Here is a 21,243-nt window from a genome sequence, read left to right as displayed (position 1 = left end):
AACTTTATTCCAGAGAATCCCTTCACTTTTATTCCTTTTTATTTCGACAAAAAAGCTTTGAAAATAAATTAACTTTCATTTTGCAACTTATACTATATAATAAAGAACTATATTGTTTTGTAATAGTTTGACTTTTCTTTCACTTTTGTATAAAATCTTTTTAACATTTGAATAAAGGCAATGAAGAGGAAAAGTAGAATGATGTTATTTTTTACAGAGAGCTTCGGTAGCTGAAAAGAAGCATGAATACTCATTTGAACAATGGCCTCGGAGCTTTGTACTGAACGTATATTTTATATTAGTAGGCTACGACAAGAGTTGGCACTTGTTATCAAAGTCACAGTATAGAAGCATTTTATGCTTTTCGTACTTGCAAAGACAAATGTATGTAAATACTTTGTGAACTAAGGTGGTACCACGTGGTCTCAAACCTCGTCCTTATCTTTTATAGATAGGGGCGAGGTTTTTTGCATTTAATAAAAAAGGAGGAATTAGATTGGATATTTTTATTGGAGGAGCATGGCCGTATGCAAATGGTTCATTACACTTGGGGCATATTGCAGCTTTACTGCCGGGTGATATTTTAGCTAGATATTTTCGTTTAAAAAAAGCGAATGTATTGTACGTTTCAGGAAGTGACTGTAATGGGACACCTATTGCTATTAAAGCAAAGCAAGAAAATGTAACTTATAAAGAAATCGCAGATCGTTACCACCATGAATTCGAGGATAATTTTAAGAAATTAGGATTTACCTATGATTTTTATACTAGGACAGACGAAGAGCATCATCATAAAACTGTACAAGAAATTTTCTTAACTTTATTACAAAATGGCTTAATTTATAAAAAAGAAATTGAACAATGCTATTGTGAAGAGTTTGAACAATTTCTACCAGATCGTTATGTAGAAGGAAATTGTCCAAATTGTGGTCAGCATGCGCGTGGAGACCAGTGTGATTATTGCTCTGCTATTTTAGATCCTTTCGATTTATTAAATAAAACATGTAAGCTATGTGGAAATCCTCCATCCATAAAAAATACAGAACACTTTTATTTTTCATTAAGCAAGTTACAAGATGAGCTGAAGGAATATCTTGATTTTGCTAAATTGAGTGGAAGCTGGCGTTCGAATGCTATCCAATTAACAGAACGATATTTAAGTGAAGGGCTTCATGACCGAGCAGTATCAAGGGATTTGCCAAATGGAGTAAGCGTACCAGTAAAAGGGTATGAAAAGAAGAAAATTTATGTGTGGATCGAAGCAGTGTCTGGTTATTATTCGGCAAGTAAACAATGGGCACTTAGAACAAGTCTTGATGACTCTATCTTTTGGAACAAAGAAACAAAATCATATTATATTCACGGGAAAGACAATATTCCATTCCATTCAATTATTTGGCCATCTATTTTAATTGGTTTAAAGAAAGAGGCACTTCCAACTCACATCGTTTCAAACGAATATTTGACGCTTGAGAAGAAAAAATTGTCCACTAGTAAAAATTGGGCTGTATGGGTGCCATACCTAATCGAAAAATATCATCCAGATTCAATACGATATTTTTTAACAATAAATGCACCAGAAAATAGAGACACTGATTTTTCTTGGAGGGAGTTTATTTATAGTCATAATAGTGAACTATTAGGAGCATATGGGAATTTTGTAAACCGCACATTAAAGTTTGTTGAAAAGTACTATAATGGTGTAGCTCCAGAAGGAAAAATTGAACAATCAATTAGATTTGAAATTAAAAGGCTTTATGAGGCTGTTGGTTCACATATTGAATCGACTAATTTCAAAAAAGCCATGGAGGAAATATTTGAATTTATCCGATCTGCCAATAAATATTTTGATGAAGCAGCGCCTTGGAAACAAGTTAAGGAGAATTTGAGCGAGTGTCATAATACGATGGCGAGTTGTATATATGCAATTGCCAATTTGGCGCAAATTTTACATCCAATTCTACCTTTTTCGAGTAATGAAATAAAAGAAATGCTAAATTTACCAAACTTTGAATGGAAGGAAATATCTCCGGTTTTAGTAAAGATTAGCGAAGTAAAGCCTCTTTTTGAAAGAATTGATGTAAGTAGAATAGAAGAAGAATTAGAATATTTAATAAAACAATCGAAATAGTAATTAAATAAAGCATTAATAATCAGTTTGATCATTAATGCTTTCTTTTGGAAAAATATAAAATAATGGCTAAAGATTTTAATATAGAACGCTGATAAATTCAAAGGCTGTAAATATAAAAGATCCAAAAATAATAGTTGCTCCTGTTGAAGTAAAATATTCATCAGGATCGATGATTACAGATGTTGTATGCCATCCATCAATATCAGGTGTTGCTTCACCGGTTGTACGTGGGGCAAATTTAATATAAAGCATGATTAATAGAGCAAATAGACCGACAAACGGTGCAGTAGATGAAAATGGCATTTCAAAATAAAGTGCAATTAAAAAAGATATAAAATATAAAACTACTATCGATATACTTAATTTAAAGAATTGTTTAAACCAGTAATTGCGTCGATTAATTGGTTGGTCACGTAATACCTCTTTCATTTTCTGTGCATCTTTGTATCGAAAATATAATCCGACTGGCCATGCAATTAAGAAACAGAGCAAGGTAAAGACTAAGCATACTAAAAATTTTATACCGAAAGCTGTTATGAATAATGACATATTTTCCTCCAAAAGTTTAGTGATATTATTATTTTATCAACTTTCTAATAAAAAATATTGGTAAAATGTAATCGTTTTATTTAACTAGTTTAATAATGTATATTATTTAAATAATTGAATGTAACAATCTCTTAAAAATAGTTTTAAAGTTAAATTGATTTTAGAAAATAGAATTACATAAACCTAAATGAGGTGGGAAAATGAAAAATATTATGGTATACCATTACGATGCTTTTAGTAAAGAGCCAAATAAAGGAAATCCAGCCGGAGTTGTTTTAGATGGCGATTCTTTGACTGAAAATGAAATGCAGGCTATTGCAAAACAAGTGGGATTTAATGAAACGTCATTTCTTTTAAAATCGAATGTTGCTGATTTTAAAATTCGTTATTTTACACCAGGTCATGAAATGGATTTATGTGGTCATGGGACAATGGCAGTAATATATGCTTTAGTCACTAGAGGAATAATTCAATTTAAAAATGAATTAACAATTGAAACAAAGGCTGGAACTTTACCGATCACTATACACAATTCAAATAATGAGTTTTACATATCGATGAAACAAAAAGCACCGGAGTTTGTAGAGTTTAAAGGATCGATTGATGACATAGCGTCTTCAATTGGCCTTAGTGTAGAAGAAATCGATACAAGTCTACCAACTCTATATGGGAGTACAGGTGCCTGGAATTTACTTTTACCGATAAAAAAATTAGCTTCATTTGATAAGATGAAACCTAATAATCAACTTTTTCCTAGTATTTTGAATGAAATTCCAAAAGCGTCTGTTCATCCGTTTTGTTTAGAAACATACGATTCAAATGCAGATTTTCATGCTCGCCATTTTTCTTCGGCATTCTCAGGAACGATTGAAGATCCGGTTACAGGAACTGCCTCAGGGGTTATGGGAGCTTATTTTGCAAAATATATTAATAATGATGTTAATGATGCAATTGAATTAGTTATTGAACAAGGAACGGAAATTCAGAAAGACGGACGCGTAAAAGTAAATGTAAAAAAAGTAAATTCGACTTATGACATAGAAATTACTGGAAATGCTGTTTATGTTAAAGAAATGGAATTTCAAATATAATTTGAAAAGGAGTACAGTATGATTTTGATCGATAAACTATATGGACAATACAATGTTGATCAAGTGCTTGTTGACTTAATAAATACAAAACCTATTCAACGGTTAAAAAAAGTTCATCAAGCTGGTGCTACCTTTTTAGTGGATCATCATTTTAATGGTACTCGATATGAACATTCAATTGGCGTTATGTTGTTAATAAAAAGGTTAGGGGGTTCTGTTAAAGAACAAATAGCCGGTTTATTACATGATGTTTCTCATACAGCATTTTCTCATGTTATTGATTTTGTTTTTGATTTAAGTGAAGAAAATTATCATGAAACAATCTTTGAAAAAGTAATTTTAGATTCAGAGATTCCTTCAATACTTGAAAAATATCATATTGATATTAAAGAAATTTTTGATATAGATAAATGGGAAATACTTGAAAAAGAGCTTCCTAAGCTATGTGCAGATCGAATAGATTATACATTAAGAGATATGCATACATATTTTGGAACACCAAAAAATGAAATAGAAGCATTCTTAAATTCATTAATCATTGTAAATGGAGAAATCTGCGTAAACTCTATTGAAATGGCAGAGTGGTTTACAGGGATTTATTATAAGCTTGCTATTGATTATTTTTTAGGTCCAATTAGCATCTATTCTTACGATTCCCTTGCAAAGATTATTAAACTTGCATTACAAAAAGAAATTATTAAGTTAAATGATTTATTATTGGACGATTTGCAGATTATGGAATTAATTCAAAAAAGCAATGATAAAGAAATTCTGGAATTAATAAGCAATTTATATGTAAAAGTTGAGCTTGAAGAGAATGATCAGGATTATCATATTCATAGAAAGGCTAAAAGAAGGATCATCGATTTGTCTGTATCATTAGATGGAAAAACTGTCCAACAATCATCTTTTTTATCTGACAACATTGCTAAAATGAATAAGATTGCAATTGAAAAGTCTGAAAAGGGAACATTTGTAAAAATTAAAAGATAAAGTAAAAAATTAAGATAATTAAAGTGTGTAAATTAACTAGTTGTTATGCTAGGAGGAATCCTTTTGAAATCAGAGCTAGAACTTATGGAAATGCATATTAACGTATTATTTAAACACAATGAAGTTGGAAAAATAACACAAATAAATGAACCACCATATACAACAGCACCACGATTTTATATAGGAAGCACAAAAATGGGAAATGTGAAAAGATTTTTAGATTGTCTTAAAAAAGAGGAACAAATTGAATTAGAGAAAGACTTAGACGCAAACTCTAGTATTCCTTTAGTAAATATCATGCAGATTTTAAGTAAAACTTATCAAATAGACAATTTATGGATTGGTCCGGCATATGTATTTCAAACAGTTGGCAAGGTATCTTCTAAAGCAATAAAAATTACCCAATCAAATAAACACTATTTATTACCAAAATTTCCTTATACATATGAGGAACTAGAACTTAAAGAACCATGTTATGCAATTATTGAAAATGACATAGCCGTGTCGGTTTGCTGTAGTGCCAGACAATCAGCCGAAGCTGCTGAAGCAAGCGTATATACTCACGAGGATTTTCGGGGAAAAGAGTACGGTTTAATCGTATCAAATGCATGGGCTGCGGACATTCAAAGCCAAGGACGAACTGCTTTGTATAGCACCTCATGGGATAACTATGCATCTCAAGCTGTAGCGCGAAAATTACAATTAGTTCAATATGGAACGGATTTGCATTTTAGTTAAAGGAATTTTATTAAAGATTAATTTTTTGAAAATATTTAAGCTAAATTGAACTGTTTCAAAAATAATTCTCTTAAAGATACTTTGAGGAGGATTTAGATGCAATACTATATTGGAATTGTGCCACCAGATGATTTAAAGAAAAAAATCGTAAATTTTCAACAGCAGTGGGAAAATAATAGACTAGTTGAAGGTGTCGAACCACATATTACTGTAAAGGCTCAAGGAGGACTTACTCCTGATATGAAATGGTTAGAAGGGGTAAAAACGGAATGCGAAAACTTTCTGCCCTTTGAAGTTACTATAAGTAATCCAAAATTTTTTGGAGAAGATATTTTGTTTTTGTCCGTTGATTCTGATGAATTAACTAAACTGCACGAAAGATTAGTTGAATCGGTTTCACCTTCGAAGGAATTAATTAAAACTTATTTTGAACTTGATGAATATTTCCCACATTTAACCCTTGGTCAAACGCATTTTGGGTTAACAAATTTAGAGTTAAATGATATGGCAAAAAAAGCTATAAAAGAATTAATTCCTGCTTCAACATTTAAGGTAGAATTCATTAGAGTTTATAAATCGACAGAAATAGGGTACTTAAAATTTATAGATATTCCATTAATGAAAATGTAATTAAAATGACCAAAGAAATGGCCATCAACTAGTAAGAACAATCAAGAGCATTACTTCTTAGTCTGAAGTAGTGCTTTTTAATTGAAATATAAGTGTATTATTACTTGAAAGCTTATATAATTATGAATGACAATTTAATCATTTTTTGTGTAATAAATCTGTTCGAAAGAAGGAGAATGAATTGGATCAATATTCGATCAAACGGGCAAGTTTCCTTATATTAGTAACTTTGTCTGGAATAATTAGTTCCGTTATATTACATATCTCTTTAGTATTTGGGATTTTACCGGGATTAATTTTTTTAATCGTCTTAAGTTTTAAAAGAGGGTATGAAATTAGAAATATAATGAAGTTAAGCTATCAAGGAGTCGGTAAAGTTAAAATAGTTCTCTTTATCTTATTTTTAATTAGTTTTTTACTTCCTTCATGGTATTTATCAGGAACTATTACATCAATGGTTTCGATTACTTTACAGGCAATAAATCCACATCATTTTTTTGTATTTTGTTTTCTAACGACAATGATTTTTTCAATGATTTTAGGCTCATCGATTGGAACATTAAGTGCTTTAGGAGTTCCTCTTATTAGTAGTGCTATATTACTGCATATTCCAGTGGAGATATCGGCGGGAGCAGTTATTTCAGGTGCATTTGTTGGTGATCGAACTTCCCCTTTTTCAAGCGCACATCAACTATTAGCTAATATTCTTGAAACAACTGTCAAAAAACAAGGTAAAGCGATGCTCTATACATCAATTACTGCTGTAATCGTAACAATCTTATTTTTTAGCGTAATGGATTTACAGTTTGCCAAAGGAATTACTGAGGCTCAGCATTCGGTCGTGAGCAATAAGGACATTTCGTTCATTCAATTTATTCCTCCGATCTTTTTAGTTGTACTTGTTTTGTTTAGGATTAATATTATTTATTCTTATGTCATTAGTATTTTATCTGGTAGTTTAATAGCTTTGTATAACGGAATTTCTTTTAGTAAAATTGTGAATTCTTTTTGGCACGGAATTAATGGACTTGGTGGAGGGCTAAGTCATATGTATAGCTTGCTATTGTTTATTGCTGTGGCAGGAGTTTATAATGCGTTACTGGAGGAGCTTAATATCATTCAGCCCATGTTAGACAAGTGGCTTCAGACCTCAACTTCAATGTTATCTGATTCATTGAAAACAATTGGTGCAACAGCTGTTATATGTGTAATAGCAGGTAACCAAACGATGCCTATTATTTTAACGGGACGATCTTTTTTAGCGCATTGGTCAAATAAATATAACAAAGAGGAATTGGCTCGGTTGATGGCAGATACAACTTTATTATTTCCAGCAATGATTCCTTGGAATGTTCTTGCAATCATGAGTAGTACAGTCATTAATATGAAGTTACATGAATATTTACCTTATGCAATATTCTTATGGCTTCTTCCATGCTTAACGATTTTCATCAATGTGTTTAAAAAAGTTAAGACATACGAAACGAAGTATGAAGTCAGTTCTTAATCAGAAAAATTGTAATTTAGGGGGTAATAAAATAGAAAAAGAGATAAATAGCTAATATGCTATTTATCTCTTTTTTTCATACAACACTAGTAGATTGTATTTCCTTTAATTGTCTAACAGTAATACTATATTTTTTACGTATTGCTTCTAGTTCCATAATGGCCACATCAATGTATTCGGGTTCGGCATAAATAAAATTAATTTCTTTTAGTTCTAAAAGTTTTTGTAAACTTCTTAGCTCATTATGTAAAAGTTGTGATGGCGTTTCATCAATTAACTGGTTTTTAGTAAAACGTTGAAAGAAAGATTTTAAATTGACAGTTTTTCTTCTAGTTAGTTTTTGTTCTTGACCCATTATTAATTTTGACATTCAGTAATCCTCCTTAAATATAGAAAATATCTACTATTTGAAGACATAGAGCTTGTCCACCTTAATAAACTTGAAAGAAACATAAGAATAGGTTGTTCTAAATCTTATTACAGTATTGGTAAGAATATTCATGTGAATTTTTTTAAATTTTTCCCCACAAAATTGAATCTAAGAAAAAAATGGTTTAAAAGTAGAACGATTTAGAAAAGCTTTTAGTGTATTTAAAATTTAACGTTTTGCATCATTCTGTTACACTAAAGGAACATAAAGTTTTTCTTTATGCAAAATGAATTTGAATAAGCGAGGTAAAGATTTATGGAAAAGATTGAAGTAGGCGAAATTCTTACACTTAGTTATGATGAAGGAGACGATCAAGATTACGAAGTACTAGGCTCAATTACGATTGAAGGCCATGAATACATAGCTGTTGGTTTACTAGAAGAAGTAGAAAAAGAAAGTGATGAGGATATTGACGTTTTCTTCTTAAAAGTTGAAGAAGATGGTGAGTTTTACGATATTGAAACAGAAGAAGAGTTTGAAAAAGTTTCAGCTGCTTTTGATGAAGTGTTAAGATAATAGGATCAAAAAAAAGTAGGATTAAAGAATAGGAATACTTGTAAAAGTATAGGAAGTATTTCTTAATTTTAATTAAAGGAGAACACTTGTAGATAATACAAAGTGTTCTTTTTTGTATGTTTATGTAGGAATATGTAGTTTTTATAAAAAAATTGGAGTACAAACTATCAAATTTTCGGTATACTACAGGTAGCAATTATATTAGGAGGAAGCTTATGAAATTTTCATTTAGAAATTACGCTTTCCCTTTGATTTTACTAAGTAGTATCATCATGGGTTCAGTCATCGGTTATACTAATGAAAGCGTAGGTGTTGCCCTTAAACCAATAGGGGATTTCTTTTTAAATTTATTATTCGTAGTAGTTGTACCGCTTGTATTTTTCTCTGTAGCTTCAAGCTTTGCAAATGGCGGAGGAGAGAAATTCGGTAAGATTATTCGAAATATGTCAGTGGTATTTTTATTTACTGGTATAGTAGCAGCTATTATTATGCTTGTTGTTATGAAAATTTATCCACCTGCACATGGCGTTCATATACCAATCGTTAAACCAGATGCAACTGAGAAAGTTTCAGTAGCAGAGCAAATTGTAAACACATTTACAGTTAATGATTTCTCTGGCTTATTTTCAAGAAGCAATATGTTGGCGATCATCGTATTTGCTGTATTAGTTGGATTAGCAACGAATAAAGCTGGCGATAAAGCTGACATTGTAAAAAAATTATTATCAAGTGGTAATGTAGTGATCATGAATATGGTTAACTATATTATGTATCTTGCACCTGTAGGACTTGGAGCGTATTTTGCATATCTTGTTCCAACATATGGTAAAGAACTAATAGGTTCATATGGGAGAGTATTTGTTTTATATTATATAACTGCTATTCTATTTTTCTTTATTTTTTATAGCATTGTTGCTATTATGGCTGGCGGTAGTTATGGCTTCAAAACATATTGGAAAAATGTAATACCTTCATCGCTAACATCTTTAGGAACATGTAGTAGCGCAGCGACTATTCCAACAAATTTTGATTCAGCTGAAAAAATGGGCGTATCTAAAAACGTTAGAGAAACCGTAATTCCTTTAGCTAGTGCACTTCACAAAGATGGATCCGTTATGGGTGGCGTAGTAAAAATTGCCTTTGCTTTTGGTGTATTTGGAATGAATTTTTCAGGCATGAACATTTATCTTGTAACAATTGGTATTGCACTGCTTGTTGGTATGGTAATGGGAGCAATTCCGAATGGTGGAATGATCGGGGAAATGTTAATTCTTTCTCTATTTGGATTACCTGTCGAATCATTACCAATTCTAGCAGCAATTAGTACGATAATTGACCCACCGGCAACAATGTTAAATGCAACGGGTGATTTATCTGTGAGTATGTTAATTGAGAGATTGACTAATGGTAAAAAAGCAGCATAAGGTTTACTTGTAAAGATAGTAAGGATTAATAATCCGTACTATCTTTTTTTTATCGGGGAACCCAATATCAGGTTGCATTGGATAAGAATTGTGATTTCTTATAGGTAGATCCTTTGAATTAGTTCAATTTGATATTACTAGTGTAGTATAAGGTTTTAATTGAAGGAAAAAGAAGGATAGAATAAGCAGATATTTTTTTGCATATTCTATCTTTCTTTTAGTATGACTTCTTTTTATATTTGACATTATATTTGTTCAGTTGTGAATGCGGATTTTGTTTCTTTTTCTGGCATTGTTAAGAAAATAACAGCTATAATGATACATACACTGCCTAGTAGTTGGTATATTCCGAAAGGTTCCTTTAACCAAGTAATAGAAAGAATAGTTGCTACAAGTGGTTCAATGCTTGATAGAATACTAGTCTCTGTTGCTGATAAATATTTTATACTACCGATGTAAAGAAGAAAAGAAAGTGTTCCACTTAAAATAATTAGAATCAACATAGAGAATGTTGGTAATGTTAGTGTTTGAGAAAGTTCTTTCCATTCAAAAGATCGATTGTATATAAATAATGCAATACCTCCGATTAGCATACCCCAGCCAATAATAAGAGTAGTCCCCCAGTGTTTAATAAGGGAAGCAGGATGAAGTGTGTAGAAGGTAAATCCAAAAGCTGTTAACAATCCGAATAAAATAGTTTCCTTAGACATGACAATATTATGGGCTGATCCATTTGTAATAATAAAGTATGTGCCTATCAGTGCCGAGACAATTGATAGCACTTGCATAGTAGAAGGAAGTTTTTTATGCTGCATTGCAACATAAATAGTAATTAGAACGGGCCCTAAAAATTGGAATAGAGTAGCGGTAACAGCATTACTAATATGAACTGTTTCGATAAAAGCGTATTGTGCGCCGAGCATCCCTATAATAGAGAAAATAATAAGTTGTAAAAGATGATGTGGTTGTTGCCAAATACGAAATATATTTTGCTTTTTTGTAAGTAAGATACATAAGATAAAGACCCCAGCAAGTAAGAGGCGAATTACTAAAAAGTCGATAGATGATATTGTCGTACGTTGAAAAAACCACTGAATCAATGGACCCGATAATCCCCATAAAGTAGCTCCTGTAATAATCATAAATAGCCCAAGTCGTCTGTTAATATGCATAATCATGATGCTCCTTTCAAAGATTGATTTTTTTAGATTTACATGATAAAAGGAATTATACATAACCTCTGGTACTAGATGAAGTATCAGTAATTCGTTTTATAAAGGGGTCAGATTTAATGTTAGATTTAACACCCAATTTGATTATGGAGACAAATCTCCCATTGTATGTACAATTGTATGAGTATATAAAAGCAGAAATTAGAAGTGGGAAAATCCCTCCTATGACGAAGCTTCCAGCAAAAAGAAAGTTAGCAATTTATTTAGAAGTGAGTAAAAATACAGTAGAATCGGCATATGAACAACTTCTAGCAGAAGGGTATATAGAATCAGTTTCACGTAAGGGGTATTTTGTATGTGAAATTGAGCAACTGATACTTACGGAGAAAAAAAGAGAAGTCGTTAAGGAAGTATCATACGGAGAACCAGTATTTAAATATGATTTTACACAAACGGGTGTAGATGCAAAGACGTTTCCATTCTCTGTATACCGGAAAATCTCAAATGAAGTATGGCAACTGGAAAATAAGGAACTTCTACTTCTTGGCCATCCTCAAGGTGAATACAGCTTGCGTGAAGAGATTGCGAAATATTTATATGAATCAAGAGGTGTGAGATGTTCAGCGAGTCAAATTGTAATAGGAGCCGGAACACAATTTTTAATAAGAATCTTATTTCAGTTACTAAAGGGAAAGCATTTTGCAGTTGAAAATCCAGGATATCATCGTAAGCTTGTTGTTTTTGAGAAGGGAGAAGAAAATGTTGAAATGATTCCACTTGATGAGGAGGGAATCTGTATTGCAGATTTAGAAGCTTGCAATGCAAATGTCATGTTTGTTACCCCGTCCCATCAATTTCCGTGTGGAATGATTATGCCAATAAAAAGGAGGATGCAACTATTACAATGGGCACAAGGAGAGTATGGACGTTACGTTATTGAAGATGATTATGATAGTGAATTTCGTTACACTGGAAAACCGATTCCAGCATTGCAGGGGCTTGATACAGAAGGAAACGTAATTTATATGGGAACATTTTCAAAATCTTTACTTCCATCATTACGAATGAGTTACATGGTGTTGCCAAAACAGCTAATTGAATTGTATCAATCACAATATTTATTTTACACACAAAGTGTTTCAAGAATCGATCAAGAAATCATTAGAAGATTTTTAAACGAAGGACATTGGGAAAAACATATTCATAAAATGCGAGTTGTATACAGAAAAAAGAGAGATGCTCTTATCTCGGCGTTAGAAAAGTACTTTACTAATAAAGTGGAAGTGATAGGAGAAGATTCTGGCTTACATATTTTATTAAAGGTTCACAATGGAATGTTAGAAGAAGAGTTAATAAAAAGAGCAGCTGAAAAAAATATTAAAGTATATCCAGTTTCAATGTACTATTGCGAAGGGACTAATCCAAAAAATACAGTTTTACTTGGATTTGCTATTTTATCACAGTCTGAGATTGAAGAAGCAATTCGATTGCTATATAATGCATGGTTCGTAACAATATAAAATGTGATGAGTCAAAATTAGAATATTTATAATTGAATTAAGTAACAGATTATTTCAATAAAAATGAATGTTAGTTATGTAATAAATTTAGTTTAATTTAGTAAATATGAAAATTTAGTATTCTTGGAATTGTATATATGAAAAAGAGAAGGCAGTTAAGAGCCTTCTCTTTTTGCTTTTAAGTTTCAGTCATAATACCACCATTAACATGAAGTACTTGGCCTGTTACAAAAGAAGAGTCATCTGAAGCAAGATAAATATAGGTAGGTGCTAGTTCGAAAGGTTGACCAGCCCGTTTCATAGCTGTTTCTAAACCAAATGTTTTCACATACTCTGCCGAATAGCTTGAAACGATTAGCGGAGTCCAGATCGGGCCTGGAGCGACTGCGTTTACACGGATTCCTTTTTTAGCTAATTGAAGAGATAATGAGCGGGTGAATGAGACGATTGCGCCTTTTGTAGACGAATAATCAATGAGTAGCGGAGCACCCGCATAAGCTGTGACAGAGGCCGTAGAAATGATTGAACTACCATCTTTTAAATGTGGTAGGGCGGCTTTCGTTAAGTAGAACATTGGAAAAATATTCGTTTGATAAGTAAGTCCTATTTGTTCATTAGAAACATTTTCGATACTTTCCTGAGGAAATTGGACACCTTGGTTCATAACAAGAACATCTAATCTTCCATATGATTCAATCGTTTTTTTTATGATGTCATTACAAAAATCGGGACTTCTGAGATCGCCTTCGATTAGTAAACAATTTTTTCCATACTGTTCGACTATCTTTTTCGTTGCTTTGGCATCTTCTTTTTCGTATAAGTAAGCAATGACTAAGTTAGCTCCTTCTTTTGCAAAGCCAATTGCTACTGCACGACCAATTCCACTGTCACCACCAGTAATGATGGCCACTTTTCCTGCCAATTTTCCGCTCCCCTTATATTCAGGATTATCTGATATTGGCACAGGATTCATTAAATATTCCAAACCAGGCTGCATATCTTGATGTTGAGGTGGAAAAGTGTTTGGTACTTGTTCACATTTTTCTTCGTAACTATAATAAGGATATTTTGGAATCAAGAAAAATCCCCCTATACTTTCTTCGTCAAAGCAAGATATTCGCCTAGCTCAATAATTGTGCAAGTCAGAATTAGATCAAACGAGTGAGTCTGATATCTTCCTACAAAAAAAGAACACATATTTTAAAAAATACGTGTTCTCTTCTTCTAAAAATTATTTTAAATTTTCAGGGTTTAATCCTTTTAATTCGTCGATTACGAAAAGACCATCTTTACGGATTAATACATCATCGAAATAGATTTCTCCTCCACCATATTCAGGACGCTGGATACAAACCATATCCCAGTGGATATTTGAGTTGTTGCCATTGTATGCTTCATCATAAGCTTGACCAGGCGTAAAGTGGAAGCTTCCATCGATTTTTTCATCGAATAAAATGTCTCCCATTGGATGTAAGATGTAAGGGTTTACACCAATTGCGAATTCACCGATAAAGCGTGCACCTTCGTCTGTATCAAAGATTTTGTTGATACGCTCAGTATCATTAGCAGTTGCTTCAACAATTTTACCATCTTTGAATTTAAGTTGAACGTTTTCGAATGTAAAACCATTGTTAGGAGATGGCGTGTTATAAGAAAGCGTACCGTTTACTGAATTACGAACTGGTGCTGTAAATACTTCACCATCAGGAATATTCATTTCACCAGCACATTTAATAGCTGGGATATCTTTAATTGAGAATGTAAGATCAGTTCCAGGACCTTTGATCTGTACTTTATCAGTACGGTTCATTAAATCAACTAGAGCATCCATTGCATTGTCCATTTTACCGTAATCTAAATTACATACGTTGAAGTAAAAATCTTCAAATGCTTCAGTACTCATTTTTGCTGATTGAGCCATTGAATCAGTTGGATAACGTAATACTACCCATTTCGTTTTTGGAACACGAATTTCTCTATGTACTTTTTGACCTACAGTTTTACCATGGATTTTAGTTTTTTCATTAGGCACATCAGAAAGTTCATTAATATTAACACCTGAACGTAAACCGATATATGCATCCATATCTTTCATTACATTTGCTTCGTATTCTGCTACTTTATTAAAGTGCTCTTCAGTAGCACCCATTAATAATGCGCGATCTACTTTATGATCTTTAATTGATACGAAAGGAAAACCACCAGCCGCATATGCTTCTTTAACTAAAGCTGTAACTAATTCAGTTTCTAGCTTAAAGTTTTCAATTAAGATTTTTTCTCCTGGTTGCAATTTTACAGAGTAATTGATTAAGTTTTTAGCTAATTTTGAAATACGTGGATCTTTCATTGAAAATTCCCTCCAATAATTATAACTATATACCTATTGTAAACTATTTAGTCAGTTTTGTTTACTATAGTATTCTTTTTTTACAAAAGAATTTGAAAACTTGTATAACGACTAGTTTAGTGTTTGGTAAAATTTATAGTATAATACGAAATAAGTGATTAAAATTGTGGAAGGCTAAGAAGGAAAGGGGCATTTTCGAATGGATTTAATTTCAGTTAGCGTATTAATTGCAGTGATCGCATTTGTAATCTTAGTTGTTTTTATTAGTCGTACTTTATTCCGACTTGAAAGATTGTTTAGAGGTATAGAGGAAACTGTTACTGAAACACAAAAAGATTTACATAATGTTTGTGTAGAAGCTGTTCAATTAGTACATACTTCGAATCATTTAGCAAATGAAGCTAAAATTTTTATTAATAATTCAAATGAACTTACGAAGGATATGCGTGAACGAGCAAAATCCCTTGATGTATTAGCTAAATCAGTAGAAGAAGTTGGAGTTACAATCTCAGAAATGAATGAAAAAGTACGAGATACTGCTAATAATGTATCAAATACCGTAAAAGTAAGTACTGAAAAAATGTCCCAAGTAGTAAATTGGGGAACAACAGCAATGGATATATGGGAAAAGTATAAAACGAAGCGTGAGGGAAAAAAGAAAAATGGTAAATCGAATATCAACGATTCAACAATTTGATGAACTAATTAACAACGAAGAGAAATTTGTGTTTTTAAAGCATAGTACAACATGTCCAATTAGTCATGCAGCTTATACTGAATTTTTAGCATTTGCATCTGCATATGAGAATGTGCCATTGTATTATTTACAAGTTCAAGATGACAGAGAGTTATCTAACTATATTGCTGAGAAAACGACAATTAAACATGAATCTCCTCAATTATTTATTTTTGAAAATGGAGAAGCAGTTTATAATACTTCTCATTTTTCAATTAAGAAAGATGAAATTGAAAAAGCTTTATTAAAAAAATAAAAAAACTGCACCTTAAATCGTAACTTAAGGTGCAGTTTTTTTACTCTACGTCAAAACCAGCAGCTTTCCACGCAGCAGTTCCACCATCAATATACGCAACATCGGTGAATCCCATTTTTTTAAGTAAATAAGCTCCTAAAGATGCTTGGCCACCTGCGCCGCATGTAACAAGAACAGGGCGATTTCGATCTGCTAATTTAGGCTCACGTAAATGTTCTGGTAATTCTAAATCAGCACGGATTGGTAGCATTCCAAGTGAGATATTCAAACTGCTTGGTATTAATCCGCATGCACCTGCATCAGCTGCGTCTTGAACATCAATTACTAATGTTTCAGGGTTAGCATTAATTTTTTCACGAGCATCTGCTGAACTGATTCCTTGTACATTGTTACGTGCTTCTGCAACCATTTGTTTAAAAGTAATTGCCATTTTTACTCCTCCAGTATAATGAAATTAGAAATCCCTAAATTTGGAAATCTCATCTATACAATACACCGAAAGTCTTATGTAATTCAAATTGATGGATCTGATCATTGGATTTATAGGAAAAAAGTAATGAGAATGGAAAATTAAAACAAGGGAAATTAAATTTTGTGCAGAATTTAGATATAGTTAAATTATTTTTCCATACTAAATCGAACGTTGAAAGAAGGAATAATTATGCCAGAAACATATAAGTTTAAAACATCAGATCAGCATTTGCATGCATCTTTTAGTAACGAATATGAACCAATTCAAATCATTCGTTCGGGTGATTCGATTGAATTTAATACGATTGATATCGGGTGGGGTTATTCGCATCAAAATGGAGAAAGAGTAAGATTCGAGTCAAGGGAAAAGGAAAAAGAATGGGGTCATCCTATAATTGGTCCAATTTTTGTAGAAGGTGCTAAACCGGGGATGACACTTGAAATTAAAATAAATGATTTAAAAGCTGGCTGGTACGGATGGAATTGTGCCGGTGGTAAAAAAAACTGGCAAAATAACGCATTAGGTATTTCTGAAGAACAAGAAATAACACTTAATTGGCTAATTAATGAAGAAAATAATACAGCGAAAACAAAAATTAAAGATATGGAAGTTTCAGTACCATTAAATCCATTTTTAGGAGTCCTAAGTACAGCACCTTCTGAAACTGGTGTGCATTCAACTATACCACCAAGATATTGTGGTGGAAATATCGACTGTAAAGAGTTGGTAGAAGGAAGTACAGTGTATTTACCGATAGCAGTAGAAGGGGCACTTTTTTCTGCAGGTGACGGGCACGCTGCTCAAGGGGATGGAGAAGTATCTGGTCAAGCGATTGAATCTCCTTTTGATAAAGTTAATCTTACTCTTACAGTAAGAGAGGACATACATATTAGTATGCCAAGAGCCAAAACACCAATTGGGTGGCTTACTTTTGGTTTTGATGAAGATTTAAATAAAGCAACTAAAGCAGCTTTAAATGGAATGGTCGAGTTAATTCAAGAGCTTTATGATATTGAAAAAACAGAGGCGGTTGCTCTAGCTAGTGTTTGTGTTGATTTAAGAATTACTCAAATTGTTAACCATGTTAAAGGTGTTCATGCTGTGTTGCCTCATAATATTGATATTACTTCAATTAATAAAGTTGAATAGTTATGAAAATTGGAGGTTAAAAAGATGCCTTTTTGTACCGTAAATGATACTGACATTAACTATGAAATAAAGGGAGAAGGAAAACCGATATTAATGATTCATGGGTTTACTCCAGACTCAAGGTTAATGATGGGGTGTATGGAACCAATTTTTACGAATAAAGAAGGTTATAAAAGGATTTACTTTGATCTTCCAGGTATGGGTAAATCAAAAGGTGGAGCAAACATTAATACGACAGATGATATATTAAACATCGTATTAGGATTTATTGATGCAATCCTACCAGATCAATCATTTTTATTATCAGGTGAGTCTTACGGGGGATATTTAACGCGAGGAATTATTGCGAAAAGACCTGAAAAAGTAGAAGGTGCTGCATTTATCTGTCCGATGATTATTCCGGAATTCGAGAAAAGGTCGCTACCAAGCCATACAAAAATAGTGGAAGATAAAACTTTTATAAATCAATTAAACGAAATTGAAGAAACTGATTTTCGTTCAAACAATGTAGTTTTAAATAAAAAAACTTGGGATCGCTATAAAAACGAAATTGTAAGCGGATGTTCAATCGCCGATCAGGAATTCTTATCTAAAATAAAGACTAACTACGGTTTTTCATTTGAGATAGATACAATTAAGTTTAATGCTCCTAGTATATTTTTATTAGGATTACAAGACTCAGTCGTAGGATTTAAAGACGCATTAAAAATTCTTGAAAATTTCCCAAGAGCAACATTTGCAATTTTAGACAAAGCTGGCCATAATCTTCAAATAGAACAAGAGAATTTATTCAACTCGCTGATCGATGAATGGTTGGAAAGAGTATTAGAAGCAGAAGAGGGTCGTACTAATTCTTAAGATAAAAAAGAAGAGTCTTCGATGGCTCTTCTTTTTTTGGTCTCGCAACTATCCCCAACGAGAATACAAAATATTCACTAAAAAAACATTTTTTTAAAATAATGCTCATGTTTTGATTAGCTTTCAATAAAGTGTCATAATAACAAATGAGATATTGGTATTTGCAAGGAGGATTTAAATTGACTAAAAATGATTTAGAACAACTTAGAATTGAAATAGACGAGATTAATCATCAAATATTTGAGTTATTAAATAAAAGAGGCGAAATCGCTAAAAAAATTGGAATTGCAAAAATTGATCAAGGTGTAAAACGTTACGACCCAGTAAGGGAACGTAAGATGCTCGATCATATTGCCGAAATTAATGAAGGTCCTTTTAGTACGGCGACTCTCCAACATATTTTTAAAGAAATTTTTAAAAGTAGCTTAGAGCTTCAAGAAGAAGACGATAAAAAAGTTCTCCTTGTTTCAAGAAAAAGAAAATCAGAAAACACAATCGTTAATGTAAATGGTGTTAATATTGGTGATGGAAGCCCAATTATAATTGCAGGTCCATGTGCAGTTGAGAGCTATGAACAAGTTGATTCTGTGGCTAAAGTGTTAAAGGAACAAGGAATAAAAATTATGCGTGGCGGTGCATTTAAACCACGTACTTCTCCTTATGACTTCCAAGGACTAGGTGAAGAAGGCTTAAAGATTTTAAAAGAAGTTGGTAAAAACCATGGGTTGGCTATTATTAGTGAAATAGTAAGCCCGGAACATATTGAAATGGCATTAGATTATGTTGATATCATTCAAATCGGCGCAAGAAATATGCAGAACTTTGAATTACTAAAAGCAGCGGGTTCTGTAAATAAACCAATTTTATTAAAAAGAGGTTTATCAGCGACAATCGAAGAATTCATTTATGCAGCTGAATACATCATGTCAGAAGGCAATCAAGAAATTATTTTATGTGAACGTGGCATAAGAACTTATGAAAAAGCTACGAGAAATACATTAGATATAACAGCTGTTCCAATTTTAAAACAAGAAACACATTTACCAGTATTAGTAGATGTTACACATTCGACAGGTAGAAGAGACTTACTAATACCTGCAGCAAAAGCTGGTTTAGCAATTGGAGCTGATGGTATTATGGCAGAGGTTCATCCTGATCCTGCTACTGCTTTAAGTGACTCATCTCAGCAAATGAATTTTGATCAATTTGATCAATTTATGTCTGAAGTTAATTCTTTCATAAATCGATAATCAACATAAAAGCGCTGGCTGAACAAAATCAGTCGGCGCTTTTTGAATAATTTGTGAACGTTTGTTTAAAATTAGCAATATATAGTGATAAACTACGAATAATTTACATTTTTTTCTAATAGGTCTATTGAACGAATATTCGTTTCACTATAAGATAGAATGAAGCACTATTTTTGTGGAATATTACGTTTTATGACTATTTTACCTAAATAAAAAACAAACTACATAATAGATAGAATAAAATAGAGGAGTGATGAATATGACGGTTACGATTTATGATGTAGCACGAGAGGCAAACGTTTCCATGGCTACAGTTTCACGAGTAGTTAATGGTAATCCAAATGTTAAACCTACTACAAGAAAAAAAGTAAACGAAGCGATCAGCCGTTTAGGATATAGACCAAATGCAGTAGCAAGAGGACTAGCAAGTAAAAAAACAACTACAGTTGGTGTAATTATTCCAGACATTTCAAATACTTTTTATGCAGAACTAGCACGTGGTATTGAAGATATTGCAACAATGTATAAATATAATATTATTTTAAGTAACTCGGATGAGAATGTTGAGAAAGAAATTACATTAATAAATAATATGTTAGCGAAACAGGTTGACGGGATTTTATTTATTGGTGGAACCATTACTGATATTCATCAAGAAGAGTACGAAAAGGCTGGAGTTCCAATTGTATTAGCAACTACATATGATGAAGCTAATAAAATCCCTTCAGTAAATATCGACTATGCTCAGGCGGCATTTGATGCAGTAGATTATTTAATTAAAAAAGGGCACCAAAAGGTAGCATTCGTAAACGGTCCTACTGAAACGAATATTATCGGTTTAAGTAAGTTAGAAGGATATAAACGTGCTTTACAAGAAAATGGAATCGAATTCGATGAAGATTTAGTAACTTATGGTGATAATACATACGAATCAGGAAGTGAAGCTTTTGAAGCATTTCATGAGCGCAATATTATCCCAAGCGCAATTTTCGTAGCATCTGATGAAATGGCGATTGGTGTTATCCATAGTGCCCAAGACCATGGAATTTTAGTACCGAATAACCTTGAGGTTTTCGGATTTGATAATACAAGACTGGCATTAATGGTTCGTCCAAAATTATCATCCGTTGCTCAACCAATGTATGATATTGGTGCAGTTGCAATGAGATTATTAACAAAGTATATGAATAAAGAGACAGTGGAAGATCATACAGTTATTCTTCCTCATCATCTTCAAATTCGACAATCAACAAAGTAAATTATTTGAGAAGCCTTGGATTATGTGTCCTGGGCTTTTTTGTTTTTTATTGGGATACTTAAGGGGTGCAAATAAAGCATAGAAGACCGCAAATAACGTGGGAATAGGTGCAAACGAGAGTAGAGTAGCTTTGCAAATAAGAGTAGAACTGCAAATAAAATCTGAGAATCGCAATTAAAACTAGCAAAATCACAAATAAGAAAGAAGATTACC

21 protein-coding genes and 1 other annotated feature are annotated in these 21,243 nt (G+C 32.4%); of the genes, 15 read left to right on the top strand and 6 right to left on the bottom strand.

The window, feature by feature from the left end; translation table 11 throughout:
• Positions 1-171: 171 nt before the first annotated feature.
• Positions 172-443 (top strand) — a binding site (T-box leader).
• A gap of 53 nt (positions 444-496) precedes the next feature.
• On the top strand, positions 497-2,131 hold the full coding sequence (gene metG, locus B6K90_RS14500) for a methionine--tRNA ligase (protein ID WP_088013502.1): 1,635 nt from the start codon (positions 497-499) through the stop codon (positions 2,129-2,131).
• A 78-nt stretch (positions 2,132-2,209) separates the two neighbouring features.
• Here metG and B6K90_RS14495 read toward each other — a convergent pair whose 3' ends face one another.
• Positions 2,210-2,683, bottom strand: coding sequence for a hypothetical protein (locus tag B6K90_RS14495; protein WP_088013501.1), 474 nt, complete (start codon positions 2,681-2,683; stop codon positions 2,210-2,212).
• Positions 2,684-2,883: 200 nt separating this feature from the next.
• On the opposite strand from B6K90_RS14495, the gene B6K90_RS14490 reads away from it, so the two are divergent.
• The 5 genes from B6K90_RS14490 (at position 2,884) to B6K90_RS14470 (ending at position 7,642) form a co-directional block, all read left to right on the top strand.
• Positions 2,884-3,774, top strand: coding sequence for a PhzF family phenazine biosynthesis protein (locus tag B6K90_RS14490; RefSeq protein ID WP_088013500.1), 891 nt, complete (start codon positions 2,884-2,886; stop codon positions 3,772-3,774).
• An 18-nt stretch (positions 3,775-3,792) separates the two neighbouring features.
• Positions 3,793-4,767 (top strand): HD domain-containing protein, encoded by a 975-nt coding sequence (locus B6K90_RS14485; RefSeq protein ID WP_088013499.1) that lies wholly within the window; start codon positions 3,793-3,795, stop codon positions 4,765-4,767.
• Positions 4,768-4,830: 63 nt separating this feature from the next.
• The gene (locus tag B6K90_RS14480; RefSeq protein ID WP_088013498.1) at positions 4,831-5,505 is read left to right on the top strand and encodes a GNAT family N-acetyltransferase; all 675 of its coding nucleotides are present in this window, start codon (positions 4,831-4,833) and stop codon (positions 5,503-5,505) included.
• 96 nt (positions 5,506-5,601) lie between these two features.
• Positions 5,602-6,135, top strand: a complete 534-nt coding sequence (locus B6K90_RS14475) for a 2'-5' RNA ligase family protein (RefSeq protein ID WP_167555375.1) — start codon at positions 5,602-5,604, stop codon at positions 6,133-6,135.
• Positions 6,136-6,316: 181 nt separating this feature from the next.
• Positions 6,317-7,642, top strand: a complete 1,326-nt coding sequence (locus B6K90_RS14470; protein WP_235821808.1) for a Na+/H+ antiporter NhaC family protein — start codon at positions 6,317-6,319, stop codon at positions 7,640-7,642.
• A gap of 76 nt (positions 7,643-7,718) precedes the next feature.
• Here B6K90_RS14470 and B6K90_RS14465 read toward each other — a convergent pair whose 3' ends face one another.
• Positions 7,719-8,012: a hypothetical protein gene (locus tag B6K90_RS14465; RefSeq protein ID WP_088013497.1), complete on the bottom strand. Its 294-nt coding sequence runs from the start codon at positions 8,010-8,012 to the stop codon at positions 7,719-7,721.
• Between the two features lie 315 nt (positions 8,013-8,327).
• Between B6K90_RS14465 and B6K90_RS14460 the strand changes: the two genes are divergently transcribed.
• Both B6K90_RS14460 and B6K90_RS14455 read left to right on the top strand, forming a co-directional pair.
• The gene (locus B6K90_RS14460; protein WP_088013496.1) at positions 8,328-8,588 is read left to right on the top strand and encodes a DUF1292 domain-containing protein; all 261 of its coding nucleotides are present in this window, start codon (positions 8,328-8,330) and stop codon (positions 8,586-8,588) included.
• A gap of 215 nt (positions 8,589-8,803) precedes the next feature.
• On the top strand, positions 8,804-10,012 hold the full coding sequence (locus B6K90_RS14455; RefSeq protein WP_088013495.1) for a dicarboxylate/amino acid:cation symporter: 1,209 nt from the start codon (positions 8,804-8,806) through the stop codon (positions 10,010-10,012).
• A gap of 245 nt (positions 10,013-10,257) precedes the next feature.
• On the opposite strand, the gene B6K90_RS14450 is transcribed toward B6K90_RS14455, so the two are convergent.
• Entirely contained in the window at positions 10,258-11,184 is a 927-nt protein-coding gene (locus B6K90_RS14450) for a DMT family transporter (protein ID WP_088013494.1), read from the bottom strand.
• A gap of 119 nt (positions 11,185-11,303) precedes the next feature.
• On the opposite strand from B6K90_RS14450, the gene pdxR reads away from it, so the two are divergent.
• Positions 11,304-12,704 carry a MocR-like pyridoxine biosynthesis transcription factor PdxR gene (gene pdxR, locus B6K90_RS14445; protein WP_088013493.1) on the top strand — a complete coding sequence of 467 codons (1,401 nt, stop codon included), beginning with the start codon at positions 11,304-11,306 and terminating at the stop codon, positions 12,702-12,704.
• A gap of 178 nt (positions 12,705-12,882) precedes the next feature.
• Here the strand turns inward: pdxR and B6K90_RS14440 are convergent, their stop codons facing one another.
• A complete protein-coding gene (locus tag B6K90_RS14440; protein WP_088013492.1) occupies positions 12,883-13,782 on the bottom strand; it encodes an SDR family oxidoreductase in 900 nt (299 codons plus the stop codon).
• Between the two features lie 153 nt (positions 13,783-13,935).
• Positions 13,936-15,051, bottom strand: a complete 1,116-nt coding sequence (locus B6K90_RS14435) for an aminopeptidase (protein WP_088013491.1) — start codon at positions 15,049-15,051, stop codon at positions 13,936-13,938.
• A 199-nt stretch (positions 15,052-15,250) separates the two neighbouring features.
• Between B6K90_RS14435 and B6K90_RS14430 the strand changes: the two genes are divergently transcribed.
• Positions 15,251-15,748 carry a DUF948 domain-containing protein gene (locus tag B6K90_RS14430; RefSeq protein WP_088013490.1) on the top strand — a complete coding sequence of 166 codons (498 nt, stop codon included), beginning with the start codon at positions 15,251-15,253 and terminating at the stop codon, positions 15,746-15,748.
• Positions 15,714-16,043, top strand: coding sequence for a bacillithiol system redox-active protein YtxJ (gene ytxJ, locus B6K90_RS14425; protein ID WP_088013489.1), 330 nt, complete (start codon positions 15,714-15,716; stop codon positions 16,041-16,043). Before B6K90_RS14430 ends, ytxJ begins: the two co-directional genes overlap by 35 nt.
• Positions 16,044-16,083: 40 nt before the next feature.
• On the opposite strand, the gene B6K90_RS14420 is transcribed toward ytxJ, so the two are convergent.
• Positions 16,084-16,473: a rhodanese-like domain-containing protein gene (locus B6K90_RS14420; RefSeq protein ID WP_088013488.1), complete on the bottom strand. Its 390-nt coding sequence runs from the start codon at positions 16,471-16,473 to the stop codon at positions 16,084-16,086.
• 231 nt (positions 16,474-16,704) lie between these two features.
• On the opposite strand from B6K90_RS14420, the gene B6K90_RS14415 reads away from it, so the two are divergent.
• The 4 genes from B6K90_RS14415 (at position 16,705) to ccpA (ending at position 21,030) form a co-directional block, all read left to right on the top strand.
• Positions 16,705-17,664: an acetamidase/formamidase family protein gene (locus tag B6K90_RS14415; RefSeq protein ID WP_088013487.1), complete on the top strand. Its 960-nt coding sequence runs from the start codon at positions 16,705-16,707 to the stop codon at positions 17,662-17,664.
• 24 nt (positions 17,665-17,688) lie between these two features.
• A complete protein-coding gene (locus B6K90_RS14410; protein ID WP_088013486.1) occupies positions 17,689-18,522 on the top strand; it encodes an alpha/beta fold hydrolase in 834 nt (277 codons plus the stop codon).
• 179 nt (positions 18,523-18,701) lie between these two features.
• Positions 18,702-19,772, top strand: a complete 1,071-nt coding sequence (locus B6K90_RS14405) for a bifunctional 3-deoxy-7-phosphoheptulonate synthase/chorismate mutase (RefSeq protein ID WP_088013485.1) — start codon at positions 18,702-18,704, stop codon at positions 19,770-19,772.
• Between the two features lie 259 nt (positions 19,773-20,031).
• Positions 20,032-21,030 (top strand): catabolite control protein A, encoded by a 999-nt coding sequence (gene ccpA / locus B6K90_RS14400; RefSeq protein ID WP_088013484.1) that lies wholly within the window; start codon positions 20,032-20,034, stop codon positions 21,028-21,030.
• Positions 21,031-21,243: the final 213 nt, after the last annotated feature.

Source organism: Gottfriedia acidiceleris (assembly GCF_002128425.1).
GTDB lineage: Bacteria > Bacillota > Bacilli > Bacillales > Bacillaceae_G > Gottfriedia > Gottfriedia acidiceleris.
Note: the sequence above shows the minus strand (reverse complement) of the source record. Positions and strands in the feature narration are given on the sequence as shown.